This window comes from Bradyrhizobium sp. BR2003 (genome assembly GCF_009720285.1).
Lineage (GTDB): Bacteria > Pseudomonadota > Alphaproteobacteria > Rhizobiales > Xanthobacteraceae > Bradyrhizobium > Bradyrhizobium elkanii.
The window spans coordinates 18863-40301 of record NZ_SMYJ01000018.1 but is presented as its reverse complement, the minus strand read 5'-3'; the positions used below and the strand labels follow the sequence as shown (position 1 = coordinate 40301).

The window sequence follows — 21439 nt, the reverse complement described above, 5'->3', positions numbered from 1 at the left end:
CAGCGCGCCTTGATGAATCAATCCGGGATGGTTCATAAGCGGCGTCCGCGCCGTCGGTGATCCGGCGGCGCAATGGAATTTTAGAGAGATGAGCGTGGCAAAGATTCATCATCAGATTGCGCAGGAGCTGGGGGTTCGCGACGAACAGGTCGAGGCGGCGGTGACGCTGCTCGATGGCGGCGCCACGGTGCCGTTCATCGCGCGATACCGCAAGGAGCTCACCGGCGCGCTTGATGACGCCCAGCTGCGCACGCTGGAAGAACGGCTGACGTATTTGCGCGAGCTCGAGGAGCGCCGCACCGCGGTGCTCAATTCGATCCGCGAGCAGGGCAAGCTCGACGCCGCGCTCGAGGCCCAGATCATGGCCGCCGACAGCAAGGGCCGGCTCGAAGACATCTATCTGCCGTACAAGCCGAAGCGTCGCACCAAGGCCGAGATCGCCAAGGAGGCCGGCCTCGAGCCGCTCGCCGATCAACTTCTCGCGCAGCCCGAGAACGATCCGAACGAGGCCGCGACGCCCTTCGTCAATGCCGAGAAGCAGGTCACCGACGTTGGTGCCGCGCTCGACGGCGCGCGCGCGATCCTGGTCGAGCGCTTCGCCGAGGATGCCGACCTGATCGGCGCACTGCGCGAGGAGATGTGGTCGAACGGCATCATGGCCTCGACCGTCCGCACCGGCAAGAAGACCGAAGGCGAGAAGTTCAAGGACTATTTCGATTTCTCCGAGCCGCTGCCGAAGCTGCCGTCGCACCGCATCCTGGCGCTGTTCCGCGGCGAGAAGGAAGAGATCCTCGACCTCGCCATCAAGCCGGAGGCGCAGGAGCCGGTCGTAGGCCAGCCCGGCCTCTACGAGCTCAAGATCATGAACCGCTTTGCGATCTCCAACCAGGGCCGCAAGGGTGACAAGTGGCTGAACGAGACGGTGCGCTGGGCCTGGCGCACCAAGATCCAGATCCATCTCAACATCGATTTGCGGCTGCGGCTGTGGACCGCGGCCGAGACCGAGGCGGTGCGCGTGTTCGCCTCGAATCTGCGCGACCTCTTGCTCGCGGCGCCGGCCGGCGCGCGCGCCACCATGGGGCTCGATCCCGGCTATCGCACCGGTGTCAAGGTCGCGGTGATCGACGCGACCGGCAAGGTGGTGGCACACACGGCGATCTTCCCGCATGAGCCGCAGCGGCGCTGGGATGAGGCGCTCGCCATTCTCGGCAAGCTCGCGATCGAGCATGGCGTCGAGCTGATCGCGATCGGCAACGGCACCGCCTCGCGCGAGACCGACAAGCTCGCTGCCGAGCTCGTGAAGCGGTTGCCCGAGCGCAAGATGACCAAGATCGTGGTCTCTGAAGCCGGCGCATCGGTCTACTCGGCCTCGGCCTTCGCCTCGAACGAACTGCCCGACCTCGACGTCACCATTCGCGGCGCGGTCTCGATCGCGCGGCGGCTGCAGGATCCGCTGGCCGAGCTGGTCAAGATCGATCCGAAGGCGATCGGCGTCGGCCAGTACCAGCACGATCTCGGCGAGGCCAAGCTCGCCCGCTCGCTCGATGCCGTGGTGGAAGACTGCGTGAACGCGGTCGGCGTCGATGCCAATACCGCCTCGGTGCCGCTGCTCGCGCGAGTGTCGGGCATCGGCCAGGGACTGGCGCAGAGCATCGTGCAGCACCGCGATGCCAACGGCCCGTTCAAGTCGCGCAAGGCGCTGAAGGAGGTGCCGCGGCTCGGGCCGAAGGCTTTCGAGCAGTGCGCCGGCTTCCTGCGCATCAGCAATGGCGAGGATCCGCTCGATTCATCCGGCGTGCATCCGGAAGCCTATCCGGTGGTGCGCCGCATCCTCGAGGCGACCAACAGCGACATCAAGGCGCTGATCGGCAATGCCGACGTGGTGCGGGGTCTCAAGCCGCAATCCTTCGTCGACGATACGTTCGGATTGCCGACTGTTACCGACATTCTGCGCGAGCTGGAAAAGCCCGGCCGCGACCCGCGTCCGGCGTTCAAGGCGGCGGTGTTCAAGGAAGGCGTCGAGGAGGTCAAGGACCTCAAGAAGGGCATGATCCTCGAGGGCACCGTGACCAACGTCGCCGCGTTCGGCGCCTTTGTCGATATCGGCGTGCACCAGGATGGGCTGGTGCACATCTCGGCGATGTCGCGGAATTTCATCAAGGACCCGCGCGAGGTGGTGAAGCCGGGCGACATCGTCAAGGTCAAGGTGCTGGACGTCGAGGTCGCGCGCAAGCGCATCGCGCTGACGCTGCGGCTTGACGACGAGATCGGGCCGAAGAAGGACAATGCGGCGCCGTCGCGCGATTTCTCGCGCGGTTCCGGCAAGATGACGTCGTCAGCTCCGCGCCGGCCGCAGGAGCAGTCCGGCGGCGGCGCGCTCGCCGAGGCGCTGCGTCGCGCGGCCGAGAAGAGCGGGCGCGCCAAGCCGACCTGAGGTGTGGGCGCGAATAGGTGAGATCACAGGACAGGCAGAGCGAAGCGAAACCCATCACCCGAAGATCGAAGCGGTCGGGTCATGGCGATGGGTTTCGCTGGCAGATTGCGACCCTGTCTTTCGTCAGGCCGCTGGTCGCTGCGCGGACGGCTGGACGTTCTGGTTCAACCGGAACAGGTTGCTGGGATCGTATTTTGACTTCAGTGCCGTGAGACGCGCGTAGTTCGCGCCGTATGCGTTGGACACGCGATCGGTTTCGTCCTCGGGCATGAAGTTGACGTAGACGCCGCCGGTTGCGTAAGGCGCAGTTTCGGCAAAAAGCGTCCGGGCCCAGCCGATCGAGCGCTGCTTGTCGGCGGACTGGCGCCATCGTGTATGAACATTCATCGCAAAATTCGCACTGCGATGAGGATAAGCCATTGCGTCAGGCGCCACACGGCTGGCCGCTCCGCCGAGCTGACCAATGAAGATTTCGCACTCTTCGGTCGGAAGCTGCGCAACCTGGTTGACGAGAACATCCAGGAGGCCGTCGCCGAGATCGACAAAATTGTGCGACTTCCAATAATTGTAGGCACCCGGAGTCAGCAACGGGTCGAATGCAGTCTGCCAGGTGGTGAAGGGCTGCATGCCGACCACATCCGCAATCGGCGTTCCCAGCCCACGGAGCGCAGCCAGGGCACGGTTACCGTCGCGCTCGTCGCCGACATAGCAGACCGCAAAGACGAGAATTTCCTTGCCGTGAATGTCAGCCGGAAGGAAGGGAAGCGGCGGAGCCTTTCTGAGGACCACCCATTGCGTGAGTTCGTCGGGGGCTTTGGCTGCGATCTGGCGATAGCCGGCGAGAAGTTCTCTTGCCCGGGCAAAGGGATGCACAATCAGGCCGGAGAGGACCGTCGGCCCGACCGGGTGCAAGCGAAATTCGAACGAGCTCACGACGCCGAAATTGCCGCCACCTCCGCGTAGCGCCCAGAACAGATCGGGGTTCTCGTCCGCGCTCGTCCGCACGAGCTTGCCGTCAGCCGTTACCACGTCGGCAGAGATGAGATTGTCGATAGCCAGTCCGAACTTGCGGCTGAGCCATCCGAAGCCGCCGCCAAGTGTGAGGCCCGCCACGCCGGTCGTTGAATTGATGCCGAGCGGAGTGGCTAGTCCGAAAGCTTGCGCCTCTTTGTCGAAGTCGCCGAGGGTCGCGCCCGGTTCGACGCGCGCGATGCGGCGAGCGGGATCGACCCGCACGCCGCGCATCAGCGAGAGGTCCAGCAAGAGACCTCCTTCGCACACGGCATTCCCGGCAATGTTGTGGCCGCCGGCGCGCACCGCAAGCAAGACGCCGCGCTCGCGTGCGAAAGCGACGGCATGCATGATGTCTGCGGCACCTCTGCAGCGGACCACCATGCTCGGGCGGCGATCTATCATCGCATTCCAGATCGTGCGGGCCTCATCGTAGCCCGCTTCCTGGGGCAGACAGACAATCCCTCGCAATGTCTGTCGCAACGTATCGAGAGTATCACTTCCAAGCGCAATCGCCCCGCCGTGCAGCGAGGCCAGCCGGATCTCGGTCATTGTGTCTCCTCCAATGGCACGGAGACGAGGTCCGGCAGACGCCCGGCCCGCATCCCCTGGACAAAATCAGTCAAAAGTTCCGGACAACTTCAACCGGCGATCTTCAAACGACCGCGGCTACGGCTGCCAGCAATTGATGTTGCCTGGCGTTGCCTTTCGGCCTGTCAAAGGCCGGTTCCTGCTACACGTGAGTCCGCTCAGCGAAGGAAAAGGTTCACGGCCAAGTCGCTCTTTGGCCGCGCACTGCGACCGGAGGACTGTGATTGTTCCGCTCCCGGCCCTGAACCGAACAATGTGTGGTTCGCTGTCATGCCGGCTGTGTGCGGTGGACCGGACATCGACGACGTCCACTGATGAACACGCACCCTAGGGCGCAATCTCGACTCCAGGATAGCTATGACGCGAAGAAGACCTCCCGCCGATCCTAACTTCGGCGTCAGAATCTGGCGCATTTGTCAGTTGAAGTTGCGCTTCGTCTTGCGTCTTCTGATCATGCTCGCGTGCGGCGATACGAGTTTGCCGCGGTCCCAATCAGGGAGGGTTTCATGAAGAACAGGCTTCTCACGTGTCTCACGGCAGCGACGCTCGCTGTCAGCGTTGCGCTTGCACCGGCTGCCCTCGCCAGAGGTGGTGGCGGGCATGGCGGCGGCGGTGGCTTCGGTGGCGGCCACGGCGGTGGCTTTGGTGGAGCTATGGGTGCCATGGGTGGCGGTATGCATGGTGGCGGCTCTGGCGGCGGCATGCATGGCGGTGGTTTCGGCGGCGGGATGCGTGGTGGCGGCGCGGCGTTCGCCGCCATGGGTGGCGGCGGGCATTTTGCCGGCGGGCATGTCGGCGGTCCGCGCTTCGTTGGCGCACCGGCAGTCGGGCCGCGATTTGCCGGCGCCGGATTCCGCGGCGGACGCTTCTTCCATCATGGCGGCTTCTTCCGCCACCACCGCTTCCATCGCTTCGCATTCTTCGGTGCGCCCTATCTCTACGCCGGCTATGACTACGGCTGCTACCGCAGGGTATGGACGGCCTACGGTCTGCAATGGGTCAATGTGTGCGGGGACTATTGGTGATCGCCCAACCAACCGCACCGTTGTCGCGGTCGTCGCCAGACGTTCCATCCTGCCCCGGAATGGGATAGTCTGGCGGCGATCGTCGCGGGGCGGCCGCTCGGAGAGTTTGAGAACTCGGAGAGTTCGACACAGCTCGGAGAGTTCAGGAATATGACCGGTGCTCACCGCCGCATTCTCGTCGTCGAGGACGATCCGGAAACCGCAGGTCAGCTCGTCGAGGAGCTCACCACCAGCGGCTATGATGTGGATCTGGCGGCGAACGGCCGCGAGGCGCTGAGCCAGGGTGCGGCGCGCGACTATGCCGTGATCACCATCGATCGCATGCTGCCCGACATCGACGGCATCACGGTAATGCGTCAGATGCGCGACGGCGGCATCGCAGTGCCGTTCCTGATCATCAGCGCGCTCGGCGAGATCGACGACCGGGTGCGGGGCTTGCGCGCGGGCGGCGACGACTATCTGGTCAAGCCGTTCTCCTTTGTCGAACTGCTGGCGCGGCTGGAGGCGCTCGGCCGCCGCAGCGAGACCGTTGCCAAGGAGACCATCCTGCGGGTCGGCGATCTCGCGATCGATCTGATTTCGCGGACGGCGAGCCGCCGCGGTCGCAAGATTCCGCTGCTGCCGAAGGAATTCCAGCTGCTCGAATACCTCGCGCGCAACGAAGGCCGCGTGGTGTCGCGCGCCATGTTGCTGCGGCATGTGTGGGACCTGCACTTCGATCCCTCGACCAACATCATCGACGTCTATGTCGGGCGGGTGCGCCGCAAGGTCGACGACCAGCAAGCCTACCCGCTGATCCATACGATCCGCGGCATCGGATACTGCCTCCGTGCTCCTGGCTAAGACCTTCAAGTCGTCGACGTTCCGCCTGGCGATGATCGCCATCGGTGCCTTCGGCCTGATCGTTTCCGCGATCTTCGCCTATGTCTACTGGTCGACGTTGTCCTATGTGCGCGACAGGTCCGACCGCACGATCATGACCGAGCAGGCGAGCCTGGCTGACGCCTATGCGCGGTCCGGGCGCGATGGCCTGACTGCGTTGATCGCGCAACGCGTCGCGGACAAGGGCTTTGCCGATCATGTGTATTTGTTGGTCGGTCCCGGATCGACCGTGCTGGCGGGAAATCTCAGGCAGTGGCCGGCGGGCGCTGCCGAGAAAGGATGGGCTGAATTTCGTGCCTCCCTGCCACAGCTTTCCTCGGGAACCTCCCTGCTGCGAGGCGTGACGGAAACGCTGTCAAACGGCGATCGGCTGCTGGTCGGCCGCGATATCAGCGATCTCGACGGCTTTATGGCGCAAATCAGGGCCGCCGGCATTGCGGTCGTCGTGCTGATCATCGGGCTTGCAGCCGCTGCCAGCATCGGCGTCACGCGGCGAACGGTCGGCCGGATCGAGTCGATCAATGCGACCAGTCGCGCTATCATGCTCTCCGGCCTCGACCAGCGCATCCCGCTCCGCGGCAGCCATGACGAATGGGATCGCGTCGCCGAGAATCTCAATCTGATGCTGGACCGGATCCAGACCCTGATGGGGGACGTCAAACAGGTCAGCGAAAATATCGCCCATGACCTGCGCACGCCGCTGACCCGGATGCGCGGCCGGCTCGAGAAAGCCTATCACGCCCCGCGGAGCGGGGAGGGCGACGCCGCGCTGATCGGCGACACCATCGCCGATCTCGACGCGGTGCTCGGGATGTTCGCGTCGATCACGCGGATTTCGGAGATCGAGACGCGAGCCCGCAAGGGTGCGTTCCGCACCGTCAATCTCGTCGAAATCGCCGGCGAGGTGGTCGAACTCTACGACGCCGCCGCCGAACAGGTGACCACGCGCCTCGATCTTGCCGGCGATCAGGCGGTGCTGGTCACCGGCGACCGCGACCTGCTGTTCGACGCCATCGCCAATCTCGTCGACAACGCCATCAAGCACGGCCGCCCGGGCGGACGGGTGACGGTGACTTGCGACAACGACGAGCGAGGCGCGGTGATTTCGATCGCCGATGACGGCCCCGGCATTCCCGCCGACCAGCGCGACCGCGTCTTCAAGCGGTTCTACCGCCTTGAGCAGAGCCGCTACACGCCCGGCAACGGCCTCGGCCTCAGCCTGGTTGCGGCCGTCGCGAGCCTACACGGCGCGCGGATCGAGTTGCACGACAATGCGCCGGGGTTGTTGTGCAGGCTGGTATTTCCCGCGGCGGAAACATAGGCACGCGGCGGCTCGGGCTCCCACTCTCCGCGCCGCACACTCGCCGTCGTCCTGGCGAAAACCCATTACCCCAAAGAAAACCCATTACCCCAAATGAGAGTTGTTGCGCGATGCTGGGGCTCCGATCCCGTTCACGATCAAGTTCGGTGGTTATCGGTCCTAGCTTTCGCCAGGACGACGACGTGGTGAGAGCGGCTCAAAACCTCGCGGCCATCTCCGCAAGCCAGCGGTGCGCCGCCTGGCGGGCGGCGCGGATCGGCTCGGGGGGCCCGGTGGTCGGGCCGATCGGCACGAAGCGCACGTCGCTGATGCCGATGAAGCGCAGCGCCTCGCGCAGATAGGGTGTTGCCATGTCGATGCGGCCGCGGTTCATGCCGGTGACGAAGTCGCTGCCGCTTGCGAGGATCACGATCGTCGGGCGGTCCTTGAGCAGCGGCAGATAGCCCTGCGCCGGATCGAAGCGGAAGGCCAGCCCGGGCTGGATGATGACGTCGAGCCACTGCTTGAGCTTGTAGGGAATGCCGAAGTTCCACATCGGCGTCGAGATCAGCACGCGATCGGCCAGCGACAGCCGCAGCGCGAGGCGCTCGGCGATTGCGAAGGCGTCGTGCTGCGAACTGGTGAAGCTCTTGCCGCCGATCCGGGCGTATTTGGCCTCGAGCAGGTAACCCTCGAATTCCGGCAGCGGCTCGCGCCAGAGGTTCATCGCGTCGATCTCCCAGTCCGGCCGCGCCTGACGGAAGCGATCGAGAAAGACACGCGCGCCGGCCGCCGATTCCGAATCGGCGCGCGGTGAGCAGTTAAGATGCAGCAGCTTCGGCACCGCGCCTCCCTAGCCGAGCGCCTTGATCACGGTGTCGGCGTCGGTCACGACGGAGACGTTCTGGAGCGCGAAGTTGATCGCGGCGTTGTGCCAGTCGGCATTCATGGTCGAGCAGCAATCCTCCGGCACGATCATGAAATAGCCCTTGTCGGCGCCGGTGCGCGCTGTGTGCTCCACCGACATATTGGTCCAGGCCCCGGTGTTGATGATCATGTCGCGGCCGGTCGCCTTCAGGATGGTCTCAAGCCGCGTGCCTTCCCAGGCGCTCATCCGCATCTTCTCGACCACGAAGTCGCCCGGGCGCGGCTCGAGTCCCGAAACCGGTGCCGCGCCCCAGCTGCCGCGCACCATCGCCTTGCTGTCGACCAGCCCCTCGAACAGCGGCGCGTTCAAGGTGACGCCGGGCGCGCCCGGCTCGACGACGAACCAGACATGGATGATGGCGACGCCGCGCGCTCGCGCAGCCTCCGCCACCCGGCGGACATTGTCGACGACATGCTGCTGGCGGGCGTGCGCGGGCGCACCGGACTCGGCGAACGCGCCGCCGTCCATGATGACGTCGTTCTGCATGTCCTGGATGATCATCGCGCAGCGTTGCGGATCGAGCTGCATCTCGCCGCCGGTCAGGTTCGGCGCAGGCGGGGACGATGTGGTACTCGCGCCGCCGCGCTTGCCGCTCATATAGGGCTCATGGCGCGGACCGACCCTGGTCGGGATCGCATAGACCGAATGGGTCGCGGTCAGATAGAGCGTGCGGAAGTCGGCGCCGCCCCAGGCGAGGTTGGCGACGAGCTCCGGCAGGCGGACCTTGCCGAGCAGGTCGCCGCCGGGTGAATAGACCCAGACGCCGCCGGGCGCGGTGACCCAGACATTGCCGCGCTGGTCGCACTTCATGCCGTCGGGCAGGCCGGGCTCGAGCTCGGAGCGGATGCCGGAGGCGAACACGCGCGGATTGGCAAGCGAGCCGTCGGCGCTGACGTCGAAGGCGCGGATCAGCGCCTGCACGGTGTCGTTGACATAGAGGATGTGCTCGTCCGGCGAGAAGCACAGCCCGTTCGGCTGCTCGAACAAATAGCGGTCGACCAGCAGTTTCGGCGCGCCGCCGCCGGGCGGCACGCGATAGACGCCCTGAAAGCCGAGCTGGCGCGGCCGTTCCACGCCATAGACCGGCATCCGGCCGTACCAGGGATCGGAGAAATAAATCGCTCCGGAGGAATGCACGCAGACGTCGTTCGGACTGTTGAGCTCCTGGTTCTCGTAATGCGAGGCCAGCACGTCGCGCCGCCCGTCGGGTCGCTCGCGGATTAGCGAGGATGTCGCGTGCTCGCAGACGATCAGATTGAGGTCCGCGTCATAGGTCATGCCGTTGCATTTGTTCGACGGCCGCTTGACCTCGACGACGCCGCGCCGGGTGTCCCAGCGCCGGCGCACGTCGCCCGGCATGTCCGAGAACAGCAGGAAGTGATCGAGCGGATGCCAGATCGGTCCCTCCGTGAAATCGAAGCCGGTTCCGACCTGGCCGACCGGCGCGTAGGGATCGATCAGCCCTTCGAACTCGTTGCGCAGCGTGACATGCGTCATCGCCTTGATCCTCTACGCCGGGAACCAGTTGCGTTGCGGCAGGCTCTGCACGACAGGCCCGGGTACCTGGTCGTGCAGGCGGCCGACCACCATGCCGCCCTCGATCTTGGCCGGGCGATCATGCACCGGCAGCAGATAGCGTGAGCTCGAGAGCAGCTTCTTGATCGCGGCCTTCTCGGCGCGTTTGCTGGTGCCGTGGTTGCCGGTGGTGCGCGGCTCGGCGTCGTGGATCTCATTAAAGGGATTCACGATCTGGTCGTTGAAATCATAGATCACGTCGCCGCAGATCGTGGCGATTCCGTCGGCGGTGTGAACATGAATGTTCATCGAGCCTTCGGTATGGGCGTTGGCGGCATCGCAATAGACGCCGGGCATCAACTCGACCGGGCCGGTGATTTCGAGGTCGAGAAAGCGCAGGGCGCTCTTGGTGTGCAGGCGGTCGATCAGGTGCTTGATGTCCGGCGCCGGATACTGCGGGTGCATCAGGCCGGACACAGAGTATTCCAGCTCCTTCCGGTTCAGCACGACGGTGGTGTTCATCGGGAACAGGTCGTCCTTGCCGGCATGGTCGATGTGCAGATGGGTGTGGCAGACGAAGCGGACGTCACCCATCCGCACGCCGTGGCGGGCAAGTTGGTTCTCGATCATGTTTTCGTGGAACTGTAGCCCGCGCATGCCGAGCGTCTCCATGATCTGGTTGGAGCGGTAGCCGGTATCGACCAGCACGGGGTAGGGGCCGCCGAGGATCAGGAAGCCGAGCGTCAGCACCCGACGGGTGCGGCCGCAATTGTGCCCGAGCACGAGGAAGCTCGATTCCAGCTCGATATCGCCGTAGTCCAGAATCTTGATCTCCAACGGCATCTGTCTCCCTCCCAATTCGTGTTCGTTGTTATAATTCGTGGCCGCGGTGCGGCTACGGCTCCAGCCGATAGACCCGCGCCGCCGTCGTGCTGAAGATCGCGTCGCGCTGTGCGGGGCTGAGCCGCTCGGCTTCCGACTTGAAAGCGGCGACAAGATCGCGATAGCTGGTCCACAGCTTCTCGATCGGAAAGTTCGAGCCGAACAGGCAGCGCTCGGCGCCGAAGATCGCGACGGTATCGGTCATCACGCCGGCGATATGCGCGGCATCGTTGCGATGGATGAAGGTGCCGAGCCCGGACAGCTTCGACACCACATTCGGACATCGCGCGAGCCGCGTCATCCCGGTGCGCCAAGCGGCGCGGCCCTGCGGCGACAGATCCTCCAGCATGCCGGCATGCTGCAGGATGAACGTCACGTCAGGGCAGGCCTCCGCAAGGCCGGCCGCATCGGCCATCTGCGGCGCGAACACCTGCAGGTCAAAACTCCAGCCGTAGTCGGCCAGGTGGCCGACATTGCGCCGGATCACGGGATCGGCGCAGAGATCGGCACGGGCGGCGAAGCGGTACAACGGATTTTCGTGCCAGTGCAGCTGCATGCGCACGCCGCGCACCAGCGGATAGCGCTTCAACCGATCGAGCTGCGGCCGGACGTCGGCGACGGAGAAATCGGCATAGGCGACGAGGGCGTGCGGCCAGCCGTGCTGGTCCGCGGTCTGCTGCACCCAGGCCGCCTCGTCCTCGAACTGGCCGTTCGGCCAGTTGGTCTGGACATAGACCGAGCGGGTGACGCTGGTGCCCTTGAGGTCGTCGAGATATTCCTCGATCGGATAGTCACGGCGGATCGGCTCGTAGGGGCCGAAGATGCGCGGCTGCATCGGGCCGGACAGCCAAGCGAGGTCGGCCTGACGCCAGATGTGATGATGTCCGTCGACAATGCCGGTCACGCAGCTCTCCTTGTTCCAAGCGACAGCAGATGCGCGACAACAGCCGCGCTGGATCCGCCATCCACGAGATCGTCGACAAAGCGCTGGATCGCGATCAGCGCCTCGGTTTGCGGCGTGAAGCCGGGCGAGGTTGCGAGCGGCGTCAGCCAGCTGACGCGCCAGGCCCGCCGCGACAGCTTGGCGACCGCATCGCGCAATGCCGCCGGGTCGCCGCGCTCGAGGCCATCGGAGACGATCACGACCGCGGCGCCACGGGCATACCCGCCGAACCGCGGCACCGCGAGGAAGGCCTGCAGCGCATCGCCGATGCGGGTGCCGCCGTCCCAGTCGCTGACCAGGAAGGACGCCGCGTTCAACGCCTGCTCGCGCCGCTTCAGCCGCAGCGCCGGCGTGACGCGGGTCAGCCTTGTGCCGAAGGTGAAGACCTCGACATTGCCGGCCGCCTGCACCAGCACATGCGCGAGCTTCATGTTCTCCTCGGTGCGCGCCTTCATCGAGCCGGAGACGTCGATCAGGAACAGGATCTTGCGCGGACGCTGGCGGCGGCGCATCCGCCCGAGCCGCAGCACCTCGCCGTCATTGCGCACGCTGTCGCGTAGCGTGCGGCGCAGATCTGCGAACGGGCCATTCCGTGCACGGCGTCGCCGGTGGCCGCGCCTTCGCGGCAGCCGCCTTGCCGCCTCGCGCGACAGTTTTCGCAGCGGATCGCTGGTCGCCGCCTGTGCAAAGCGGCGCTCGACCAATGCCTCGGCGCGCGCCGCGGCGAGACCGGACTCATTGGCCTCGTCGGTGAGCGGCGGCTCGTCCTCGCCGCGGCCTTCCTCCTGCAGGCGGACGGTCTCCTCGTCCTCGCCCTCGGCCTGCTCGATCGCTTCCGCGCCGCGAAAATGAATGTCGAACAGCCGGTCATACGTCGCACGGCGCTCCGGCGGCGGCGCCAGCGTCGCTAGACCGGCCAGGCGGATGTGCTCAAGGCTGCGCGGCCCGAGCAGCTCGATCGCCGCGAGAAAGCTCGCCGTCTGCTCCGGCGCGACCGAGAAGCCGTTGGCGCGCAGCAGCGCGACGAACGAGACAAATATCCGCGCGGCGCGCGGCAGCTGCAGGTCGTCGCTCACGCGGCTGCCTCCGCGATGATCGCATCGAGCCGGGGCGAGATGAAATGAAGGTCCTCCTCATCCTTCAGCGCGACGCCGATCGAACGCTTGAACGCGTCCGGCCAGCGCGCGCCGCCCTTGTTGAGCAAGGTCGCGGCCTCCGCCCAGTCGACCGCCTCGGCGATCCCGGGCGCCTTGCTCAGCGGCTCGCGGCGCAGCCGGCCGACGGCGGCGACCACCGCGCGGGCGGTGGCCTCGGCGACGCTGGACGCCCGCATCATCACGATGCGCGCCTCGCGCTCGGCATTCGGATAATCGATCCAGTGATAGACGCAGCGCCGCCGCAGCGCCTCGTGAAGATCGCGCGTCCGGTTCGAGGTCAGTACCACGACGGGATGTTCGGCAGCACGCACCGTGCCGCGCTCGGGGATCGAGATCTGGAAGTCGGAGAGGAATTCGAGCAGGAAGGCCTCGAACTCCTGATCGGCCCGGTCGATTTCGTCGATCAGCAGCACCGTCGCGTCGGGCGCGCGCAGCGCGGCCAGCATCGGCCGCTCGATCAGGAAGGCGTCGCCATAGATGTCGATGCTCTCTTCGCCAGCCTGCCGGATTGCCAGCATCTGGCGCGGGTAGTTCCACTCGTAGAGCGCAGCGGCTGCGTCGATGCCCTCATAGCATTGCAGACGGATCAGCTTGCGGCCGAGCACGGCGGCGATCGCTTTCGCGGCTTCGGTCTTGCCGACACCCGGCGCGCCCTCGAGCAACAGCGGCTTGCCGAGCGCCAGCGAGAGATAGGAGGCCGTCGCGATGCCGTCGTCGGCGAGGTAATAGGCCGCGCGCAGCGCCTTCTCCAGCGCCTCGGGGCTGTCGATGCCGACGATATTGCTGCGGACCGGCATGGCGAGCCTCAGCGCCGCGGCTGCGGCCGCGCGCCGCCCTGCGCCTTGATGGCGCGCAGCACCTTCTCCGGCGTGATCGGCAGATCGTCGATCCGCACCCCGACCGCGTTGAAGATCGCGTTGGCGACCGCAGGCAGCACCGGATTGGCGCACATCTCGCCCGGTCCCTTGGCGCCGAACGGGCCGTCGGGCGCCGGGCGTTCCAGCACCGCGATGTCGTGCGGGCAGATGTCGCCCGGACCCGGCATCAGATATTCGACGAAGTCGCGCGGACCGTGCACCGGCTCCGGATAATAGGGCTCCGGCGTCTCGTAGAGCGCGTGGCTGACGCCCATCCAGGCGCCGCCGACCAGCTGCTGCTCGACCAGCCGCGGATTGAGCGCGCGGCCGAGCTCATAGGCGGAGTCCATCCGGACCATGTCGACCTCGCCGGTCTCGTCGTCGACCTCGACCTCGGCGACGAGGCAGGCATGCGCGTAGCATGTCGCCGGCGACATTTCGCCGGTCTCGGGATCGACGTCGGACAGCGGCACCAGGAAGATGCCGCGGCCGGAGATGGTCTTGCCCTGCTTGAACTGCGCGGCGATCGCGACGTCCTTGGTGGAGATCGAGCGATGCGGCGCGCCCTTGACGTGGATGTTGCCGCGGCCGTCGGTCTCGAGATCGGCGGCATTCACTTCGAGCTCTTCGGCGGCTGCCTCCATCATCACCCCGCGCGCCTCGCGCGCCGCCGCCATCACAGCGTTGCCGACCCGGTGCGTGCCGCGCGAGGCGAACGAGCCCATGCAGTGCGGGCCGGTGTCGGAATCCGCGGTGTCGACATAGACGTCCTCGACCGGCACGCCGAGCGTCTCGGCGCAGATCTGCCGCGTCACCGACTTCATGCCCTGGCCGAGATCGATCGACGACAGCGCCACGGTGAACTTGCCGCTGGGGTTGGAATGCACCAGCGCCTGGCTCGGGTCGCCGCCGAGATTCATGCCGATGGGATAATTGACCGACGCGATGCCGCGCCCACGATGTCGGGTCATGGTCAGCGCCTCCTGGTGCCGAAGACGGAAGAGAAGCGGGTGGCGCCATGCGACGGCGCGGCCGGCCGCGGCGGCGGAGACGCCGGTGGCGGCGAAGAGGGCGGCGGTGGCGGCGGCTCGCGGGTCGTGGCCGGCGCGCGGTCATACGTCGTGCGCTGCTGGGATGGTACGGCCGGCGGCGCATGCGGCTCGCGCGGGGTCGGCGTCACGGCGGCGCGCGCGCCGCCGCCATCCTTGCGCGACGACATCCGCTTGAAGTCCTCGCGGAGCGGCCACTTGGCTTTCTCCGCGGCGACCTGCACGCATTCGATCAGCGCAGTGTTCTTGGCCTCGCGGCGGTGCGCTTTCATGTCGCCGTCGCGATACGCATTGAGAATCCGGAATTCCATCGGGTCCATGCCGACGAGATGGGCGAGCTTGTCCATCTGGCACTCGATCGCGAAATCCATCGCCGTGACGCCGAAGCCGCGCATCGCGGTCGCGGGCGTGCGGTTGGTGAAGACGCAATAGACGTCGCCATAGACGTTCGGGATCGTGTAGGGGCCGGGCAGATGGGCGGCGCATTTCACCGCCGCATAGCTCGACAGCCGCGTATAGGCGCCGCTGTCGAAATAGGCGCGCACCTTGCGCGCTACGATGCGGCCGTCGCGCATCACGCCGTCCTTGATGTAGATGCGCTCGGCGCCGCGCGGCGGGCCGTACTGCATCTCCTCCTCGCGCCCGAACACATAGCGCACCGGGCGACCGGTCAGCATCGCGCCGAGGATGCAGAGCGGCTCGGTCAGGGTATCGACCTTGCCGCCGAACCCGCCACCGACGGTGCCGCCGGTGAAGTGGAAGGTGTTGGACGGCACGTCCAGGATCTTCGCGCAGGTATCGACCGAGAAGAACAGCGCCTGGGTCGAGGTGTAGACGATGTAGCGGCCGTTGGTGTCGGGCGCTGCGATCGAGCCGTTGGTCTCGGTCGGCGCGTGCTCGATCGGCGACATCTGGTAGCGCTGCTCCAGCACATGGTCGGCCGTCGCAAGTGCGCGGTCGGCGTCGCCGAAGCGCAGCTGCTGGTGGTCATAGGTCTCGTGATAGGTGAAGGTATTCCTGGGATAGACCTCGTTGACCACGGGTGCGCCCGGCTTCAGCGCGTCCTCGACGTCGAACACCGCCGGCAGCGGCTCATAGTCGATCTTGACCTTGGCGATGGCTTCAAAGGCCTCGCGCGGGCTGTCGGCGACGATCGCAACGATCGGCTCGCCCTTGTAGCGCACCTTGTCGACCGCGAGCGACGGCTCGTCGTCCTTGCCGAAATTGATCAGGCTGAGCAGCGTGTTCAGGTTGCGCGGCACGTCGGAGGCACGGATCACGCGCCGCACCCCCTGAGACCGCTCGGCCTCGGAGGTGTCGATGCGGCGGAGTCTTGCATGGGGATGCGCGCTGCGCACCACCTTCAAATGCAGCATGCCCTGCAGCTTGTGGTCGTCGAAATAGGGCGAGGTGCCGGTGACATGGCCGAGCATGTCCTGGCGCTGCGTGCCTTTGCCGATCTCCTTCAGATTGTCGTCGCGCTCGTCGGCGAAGATGTCCTTGCGCAGTTCCAGCATGGCACTGTTCCCTTACGCACGTGCCCGGCCGCCGGAAGCGGCAGCCAGCACGGCGTTGATGATCGGCTCATAGCCGGTGCAGCGGCAGATATTGCCCGAAATCGCCTCGACGACCTCGGCGCGGCTCGGCTGCGGATTGCGGTCGAGCAGTGCTTTCGCGGCCATCAGCATGCCCGGCGTGCAGTAGCCGCACTGCGCGGCGAAATTGTCGGCGAAGGCGCGTTGCAGTGGGTGCAGGTTGGGACCATCCTTGATGCCGTCGAGCGTCTCGACCGAACGGCCGGCAACCGTTTCGGCGAGCGTCAGGCAGGAGAGATGCAGCTCGCCGTCGATCAGCACGCTGCAGGTGCCGCAGCCGCCCTGGCCGCAGCCGAACTTCGGCGTCATGTCGCCGATCAGCTCGCGCAGCGCGACCAGAAGGTTGGTGCCGCCGTCAACGAAGATCGCGACGTCACGGCCGTTATGCTGAAATTGAATGGCAGTCTTGGCCATGATGATTATTCCTGACCGGACAACAGACGGCGGAGATGCACGCCGACGATCTCGCGGCGATACCAGGCGCTGGCGAGCGCATTGTCGCCGGGCGACGTTCCTTCGACCGCTGCCGCAGCGGCCGCGCTAATGGTGGAGGCGTCGAGGGCGCGGCCTTCCAACGCGCGCTCGGCGGCGCGGGCGCGGATCGGCGTCGGCGCCATCGAGCCCAGCGCGACGCGGGCGCCGACGATGCGGTTGCCGTTGACCGGCAGGTGCGCCGCGAGCGTGACCACCGCGCCGCCCTTGGGCTTGATCCGCGCGATCTTGCGGTAGCGGAAAGCTTCGGTGCTGCCGGGCCTGGCAAAGGAGATCGCCAGCACCAGCGATCCGGCCTGCCGGTCGCGCGATTGCTGGAACTCTTCGATCGGGATATCGCGCCCACCGAGGCCGCCCTGCACCGACACAGTGGCGTCAAGCGCGAGCATCGCGACCGTGAAGTCGCCATACGGCACCGGCGCGAACAGATTGCCGCCGACCGTGCCCATATTGCGCACCGCCGGTCCGCCGATCGAGCGGGCAGGCGCGTGCAGGAAGGCGAGGTCGCGTTCGGCCAGGATGCGCGCGAAGGTGACGCCGGCACCCAGCGTGATGCGCGAGCCCGTGGCATCGATCCGTGTCATCGCATGGTCGCTGGCGCGGACGATGGTCGAGATCGAGATGTCGCCCTCGTTCAGCGCCCGCATCACCAGCGTGCCGCCGCCGAGATAGCGGGCGCTGCGATCCGAGGACAGCGCCGCCGCGGCGTCGTGGGTGTTGGTGAAAGTCTTCACCGTAATTGGCATGATGTCCTTCCGCTTACGCGGCCTCCTTCAGATGCCGGCGGATGGCATCGAAGCCGGCCTGGTAGATGTCTTCCGAAACCATCTGCGTGATGCGCTTGCTATCTTCGGTCCGCGTCGTGAAGCGCGACTCCCAATGCCAGAAAGTGCGGTCGCCGTCGGTGACCGGCAGCAGGCGGACATGCGCCACGTAGTTGAACATCGGGATCGGGGTATCGAGCAGGCAGTAGCTGAACGATTGCTCAAGATCGGACAGCGCCAGCAATTGCTCGCGCAGCTCGGCGCCGTCCTTCAGCTTGAAGCGCCTGACGCAGCCGATCTTGTCGGACGGCTGCGCGCGCTCGATGCCGCTGGTTGCAACCGCAGGATGCCAGCGGTCATGACCGTTGAAATCGCGCAGCACGGCCCACACCGCATCGGTCGGTGCATCCAGGATCGTGCTTTTGACGATATGCGGCACGGTCAAAATCCAATAGCTGAGGTTTTGATGTCTCGAGCCGCGTGCCTCACCTCTCCCCAGCGGGGAGAGGTCGGCGCGTAGCGCCGGGTGAGGGGGCATAGGCCCCACGAAGGTCCGCAACCCCTCACCCGGATCGCATCTTGCGATGCGATCCGACCTCTCCCGCAAGGGGAGAGGTGGACCGTCTGCTCGGAGATACCTGATCTGTGCATTCCGCTATCCCCCGAACGCCCGCTTCAGCGCGTCGAAGCCGCCCTGGAACACGCCGCCGCCGATATTGTTGACGAGCTCCGCCTCGCGTTCCGGTGCGCAGTCGAATTCGGCGGTCCATTCCAGGAAGGTCTGGTCGCCGTCGGTGACCGGCGTCAGCCGCAGCGTCGCGACGTAGTTCTCGACGCCCATCGGCGATTCCAGGATCGAATAGGTGCAGAACATGTCGTAGTCGGACAGCCCGAGCAGCTTCTCGCGGATGCGATCTCCGTTGCGCAGCCGGAAATCCCTGATGCAGCCGATCTTGTCGGAGGGCTCGCCGCCCTCGATCCGGCTTTCCGCGATCGCGGGATGCCAGTTCGGCAGCCCGTTGAAATCGCGGACGCGGGCCCAGACCCGGTCGTTGCGGGCGTTGACGACGGTGGAGACGTAAACCCGTGCCATGGCGTCAGCTCAGTCCTTCTTGCGCGGCGTGCGCTCAGGGCGCGCCGGCTCGCCGCCGCCCTCGGGCGCTGCCGGCTTGGCGTCGCCGCCGCTCTTTCGCGCGGAGTCCTTGATGCCTTGCATGTCTCGGGCTTCGCGGATCAGGCCGGGCATCTTGGCGAGACTGCCGCCCTCGACGCCGATATCCGACAGGATCGAGTCGATCAGCGGCGCCTGCACGCGGTAGCGCAGCGCCGAATCGATCACCTCGTCGGTGGCGCTGCGGCCGGTGCCGTTGCCATGGCCATTGCCGTTGAGGCCGTCGACCTGGAGGATGCGGATGCCTTCGATCTTCTCCATCGGCTTGACGCTCTCGCGCACGATGCCTTCGATGCGGTCGAGCAGCTTGCGGCGGAACAGCGAGTAGCGCGCCTGGTCGGTGAGCACGTTCTCGGCTTCGTTGAGCAGGCGCTGGGCCTCGGCCTCGACCGCGGCGCGAACGCGTTCGGCTTCCGCGGCGATCCGTGTCTCCTCGGCCTGCTTCTCGGCCAGCAGCACCTCGACCGTCTTTCGCCGCTTGGCGATCTCGCTTTCGCGCGCGGTGACGACGCGCTCGGCCGCTTCGGTCGCGCGGATCCGGGCGTCCTCGGCCGCGGCGCGCGCCGCGGACTCCTCCAGTGACTTCTGATGCAGCGCAATGGCCTTTTCCATCAGCGCGGTCTCGACATCCTTCTCGCGGTTGACCTCGAGCTTGCGCAGCTCGCGCTCCCGGCCGATCCGGGCCTCGTCGAGGCCACGGTCCGACGCGATCCGTGCACGTTCGACTTCCTCGCGGGCGACGATCTCGGCCTCCTGCAGCGACTGGTTGCGGGCGACCTCGAGCTGCTCGATCGCACGGCGCCGCTCGATCCGGGCCGCCTCCAGCGCCTGCTCGCGCGAGACGTCGGTGGTGTCGATGTCCTTGCGCGCCACAATCTCGGCCTGCCGGACCTGCCGGTCGGCATCGATCCGCTCGGAGCGCTTGGCGGCGAGCGCGATCACGCGCTCCTCGTCGGCGAGCTCGATCGCCTTCTTCTGGTCGATGTTGAGCACCTCGCGGGTCCTGGAGGAGGCGATCCGCTCGCTCTCCAGCGTCAGCTCGACATCGATGCGCTGCCGCTCGACCGCGTCGCGGCGCTTCAGCTCAGCGGCCTCGATCGCCCCGGTGCGCTCGATCTCGAGCGCGCGGGTCTCGCGCTCGGCCCGGATACGCTGCGCGGCGACCGACTTCTCCTGCGAGATGCGCGCCGCCTCGATCGCCTCGCGGGAGGCGATATCGGCTTCCTCGATCGCACGGGTGCGCGCGATCTCGAGCGCCCGGACGTGCTCTTCCTGGGCGATCCGCGACGCTTCGGTGGCTTCGCGGGCACTGATCCCGGCGATCTCGACCGCCTGATTGCGCTCGATTTCGAGCTTGCGCGTGGTGTGATCGGCGGCGATGCGTTCGGCGGCCAGCGTCTTCTCGCGGGCAATCCGGGCGGCCTCGACCGCCTTCTGCGCCTCGATCTCGGCTTCCTGGATGGTGCGGACCTGCTGGATCTCCAGCGCGCGGGTGCGCTCGTCCGAGGAGATGCGCTCGACATTGACCGTCATGGTCTGGGCGATCCGCGCCTTCTCGGTGGCCTCGCGGGCGGCGATCTCGGCCTCGTCGACCGCGCGGGTGCGCTCGATCTCGCGGCGCCGGGTCTCCTCCTCATTGGCGATGCGGGCATCGGTGACGACGCGGTCCTGCTGGATGCGAGCCTTCTCGATCGCTTCGCGAGCAGCGATCTCGGCTTCCTCGACCGTGCGCATCCGCTCGATCTCGCGCTGGCGCACCTCGCGCTCGGAGGCGATGCGGGTGGTGTCGACCGAGCGCTGGTTGGCGATCCGGACCTTCTCGATCTCCTCGCGGGCCAGCAGCTCCTTCTCTTCGACCGCCCGCGTCCGCTCGATCTCCTTGTGCCGGGTCTCGCGCTCCGAAGCGATCCGGGCCTCGGTGATCGCCTGCTCGTTGGCGATGCGCGCTTTCTCAATGGCTTCGCGCGCCGCAATCTGGGCCTGCTCTGACTCAGTCTCACGCAGCGCGCGCTCGCGGGCGACTTCGGTGCGCTGCAGGGCACGGCGCATCTCGATATCGCGTTCCTGCTCGAGACGAGCGGTCTCGCTCTCGCGCTCGATCTCCAGCGCCTGCCGCTCTGCCTCGAGATTGCGGGAGCGGATCTTGATCATCGAGTCCTGCTCGATGTCGTTGCGCAGCTTGCGCTTGGCCTCGATGTCCTCCATCAGCCGGGTCAGGCCTTCGGCGTCGAAGCGGTTCGAGGGATTGAAATATTCGAGGTCGGTCTGGTCGAGATCGGTGATTGCGACCGACTCCAGCTCGAGGCCGTTCTGCGCCAGCGCCTCGGCGGCATTGGCCTTGACGCGAGCGACATAGTCGCCGCGCTGCTCGTGCATCTGCTCCATCGTCATCTCGGAGGCGACCGAGCGGATCGCGGAGATGAACTTGCCAGAGAGCAGGGTGTGCAGCTGCTGCGGCTCCATGGTGCGGCGGCCGAGCGTGGCGGCGGCGATCGAGACCGCCTCGCGGGTCGGCTGAACCCGGACGTAGAAATCTGCCTCGATGTCGACGCGCATCCGGTCGCGGGTGATCACCGCGTCTTGCCGGGAGCGCACGATCCCCATCGGCAGCACGTTCATGTTGACCGGCGTGTAGTCGTGGATGAACGGTAGCACGAAGGCGCCGCCATTGATCACCACGCGCTCACCGAGGAAACCGGTGCGGACGAAGGAGACCTCCTTCGACGAACGGTGATACAGCCAGTTCACGACATAGACGATGATGACGATCGCGACGATTGCGACGATGAGCCAGAGGATCAATTCACCGACCAGCATCCCCGACATCTCTTCCTCCCTTGGTC

17 protein-coding genes and 1 pseudogene are annotated in these 21439 nt (G+C 66.4%); 4 read left to right on the top strand and 14 right to left on the bottom strand.

All coding sequences use genetic code 11. The features are described 5' to 3' along the window. The first annotated feature begins 88 nt into the window (after nt 1–88). Nucleotides 89–2434 carry a Tex family protein gene (locus E2I15_RS12635; RefSeq protein WP_137481550.1) on the top strand — a complete coding sequence of 782 codons (2346 nt, stop codon included), beginning with the start codon at nt 89–91 and terminating at the stop codon, nt 2432–2434. A 123-nt stretch (nt 2435–2557) separates the two neighbouring features. Here E2I15_RS12635 and E2I15_RS12630 read toward each other — a convergent pair whose 3' ends face one another. Then, complete coding sequence (locus tag E2I15_RS12630) at nt 2558–3997, bottom strand: FAD-binding oxidoreductase (RefSeq protein ID WP_137481548.1); 1440 nt, start codon at nt 3995–3997, stop codon at nt 2558–2560. A gap of 545 nt (nt 3998–4542) precedes the next feature. Here E2I15_RS12630 and E2I15_RS39205 point away from each other — a divergent pair. The 3 genes and pseudogenes from E2I15_RS39205 to E2I15_RS12615 form a co-directional block, all read left to right on the top strand. Next, the gene (locus E2I15_RS39205; RefSeq protein ID WP_170991673.1) at nt 4543–5061 is read left to right on the top strand and encodes a hypothetical protein; all 519 of its coding nucleotides are present in this window, start codon (nt 4543–4545) and stop codon (nt 5059–5061) included. Between the two features lie 150 nt (nt 5062–5211). Beyond that, nucleotides 5212–5904 carry a response regulator transcription factor gene (locus E2I15_RS12620; RefSeq protein WP_137481542.1) on the top strand — a complete coding sequence of 231 codons (693 nt, stop codon included), beginning with the start codon at nt 5212–5214 and terminating at the stop codon, nt 5902–5904. Between the two features lie 424 nt (nt 5905–6328). Then, nucleotides 6329–7264 (top strand): annotated as a pseudogene (locus tag E2I15_RS12615) (sensor histidine kinase); the annotation flags it as partial. Nucleotides 7265–7460: 196 nt separating this feature from the next. Here E2I15_RS12615 and E2I15_RS12610 read toward each other — a convergent pair. The 13 genes from E2I15_RS12610 to E2I15_RS12550 form a co-directional block, all read right to left on the bottom strand. After that, the gene (locus tag E2I15_RS12610) at nt 7461–8087 is read right to left on the bottom strand and encodes an FMN-dependent NADH-azoreductase (protein ID WP_137481539.1); all 627 of its coding nucleotides are present in this window, start codon (nt 8085–8087) and stop codon (nt 7461–7463) included. A gap of 9 nt (nt 8088–8096) precedes the next feature. Further along, nucleotides 8097–9668 (bottom strand): isochorismatase family protein, encoded by a 1572-nt coding sequence (locus tag E2I15_RS12605; RefSeq protein ID WP_137481537.1) that lies wholly within the window; start codon nt 9666–9668, stop codon nt 8097–8099. 12 nt (nt 9669–9680) lie between these two features. Further along, nucleotides 9681–10529, bottom strand: coding sequence for an MBL fold metallo-hydrolase (locus E2I15_RS12600; protein ID WP_026193286.1), 849 nt, complete (start codon nt 10527–10529; stop codon nt 9681–9683). A 52-nt stretch (nt 10530–10581) separates the two neighbouring features. Next, nucleotides 10582–11472 carry an amidohydrolase family protein gene (locus tag E2I15_RS12595; protein WP_137481535.1) on the bottom strand — a complete coding sequence of 297 codons (891 nt, stop codon included), beginning with the start codon at nt 11470–11472 and terminating at the stop codon, nt 10582–10584. Beyond that, nucleotides 11469–12587 carry a vWA domain-containing protein gene (locus E2I15_RS12590; protein WP_137481533.1) on the bottom strand — a complete coding sequence of 373 codons (1119 nt, stop codon included), beginning with the start codon at nt 12585–12587 and terminating at the stop codon, nt 11469–11471. Before E2I15_RS12590 ends, E2I15_RS12595 begins: the two co-directional genes overlap by 4 nt. Next, a complete protein-coding gene (locus tag E2I15_RS12585) occupies nt 12584–13465 on the bottom strand; it encodes an AAA family ATPase (RefSeq protein WP_137481531.1) in 882 nt (293 codons plus the stop codon). Before E2I15_RS12585 ends, E2I15_RS12590 begins: the two co-directional genes overlap by 4 nt. A gap of 8 nt (nt 13466–13473) precedes the next feature. Continuing rightward, nucleotides 13474–14496: a xanthine dehydrogenase family protein molybdopterin-binding subunit gene (locus E2I15_RS12580; protein WP_028333322.1), complete on the bottom strand. Its 1023-nt coding sequence runs from the start codon at nt 14494–14496 to the stop codon at nt 13474–13476. A gap of 2 nt (nt 14497–14498) precedes the next feature. Further along, a complete protein-coding gene (locus E2I15_RS12575; RefSeq protein WP_137481529.1) occupies nt 14499–16091 on the bottom strand; it encodes a xanthine dehydrogenase family protein molybdopterin-binding subunit in 1593 nt (530 codons plus the stop codon). 12 nt (nt 16092–16103) lie between these two features. Then, on the bottom strand, nt 16104–16583 hold the full coding sequence (locus E2I15_RS12570; RefSeq protein WP_137481527.1) for a (2Fe-2S)-binding protein: 480 nt from the start codon (nt 16581–16583) through the stop codon (nt 16104–16106). Nucleotides 16584–16588: 5 nt separating this feature from the next. Beyond that, the gene (locus E2I15_RS12565) at nt 16589–17407 is read right to left on the bottom strand and encodes an FAD binding domain-containing protein (protein WP_137481525.1); all 819 of its coding nucleotides are present in this window, start codon (nt 17405–17407) and stop codon (nt 16589–16591) included. A 13-nt stretch (nt 17408–17420) separates the two neighbouring features. Further along, nucleotides 17421–17864: an SRPBCC family protein gene (locus E2I15_RS12560; RefSeq protein ID WP_137481522.1), complete on the bottom strand. Its 444-nt coding sequence runs from the start codon at nt 17862–17864 to the stop codon at nt 17421–17423. A 216-nt stretch (nt 17865–18080) separates the two neighbouring features. Then, on the bottom strand, nt 18081–18518 hold the full coding sequence (locus E2I15_RS12555; RefSeq protein WP_137481521.1) for an SRPBCC family protein: 438 nt from the start codon (nt 18516–18518) through the stop codon (nt 18081–18083). A 9-nt stretch (nt 18519–18527) separates the two neighbouring features. Then, nucleotides 18528–21422, bottom strand: coding sequence for a flotillin family protein (locus tag E2I15_RS12550; RefSeq protein ID WP_137481519.1), 2895 nt, complete (start codon nt 21420–21422; stop codon nt 18528–18530). Nucleotides 21423–21439 lie beyond the last annotated feature (17 nt).